The organism is Marinobacter sp. UBA2498 (assembly GCF_002341575.1).
Taxonomy (GTDB): domain Bacteria; phylum Pseudomonadota; class Gammaproteobacteria; order Pseudomonadales; family Oleiphilaceae; genus Marinobacter; species Marinobacter manganoxydans.
Genome location: NZ_DDOI01000119.1, coordinates 734 through 1,106, shown reverse-complemented (window position 1 = coordinate 1,106; position 373 = coordinate 734). Strand labels below are relative to the sequence as shown.

Sequence of the window (373 nt, the reverse complement as noted above, 5' to 3'; positions counted from 1 at the left end):
GAAATACTGCTTGTCGCTTCGGTAGGTAACCCCGCCCTTTCTTTGCAAGTGAGTGGCCTGATTGATCTCCAGGCTGCGGTTCAGATCGCTGAGATAGTCCTCATCGCTCACCACGGAAAAATCTCCGTAGCCCCGCCACCCACGGCCAAAGGCAGCCCGGGTTGTGGCATCCAGGGCCCAGCGCTCACCGGATTCACCGGGGTTTTCCTCCTGAAACGCCGAATCGTTGCCGATGTACCCGAGCTGCAGGGTAGTTTCCCCGAGAGAGCTGAGATACCGGCCCTCGACTTCGTTGAACAGGCCCCGGCCATGAATGTACTGGGGCGTCAGCGTCGCGTCGTAATGGGGTGCCAGATTGAAGTAGTAGGGCACG

General features: G+C 59.2%; 1 protein-coding gene. It reads right to left on the bottom strand.

Annotation, left to right across the window (positions count from 1 at the left end; translation table 11 throughout):
- On the bottom strand, positions 1-373 hold a 373-nt coding region (gene lptD / locus B2W52_RS16735; RefSeq protein WP_286803774.1), incomplete at both ends, for an LPS assembly protein LptD.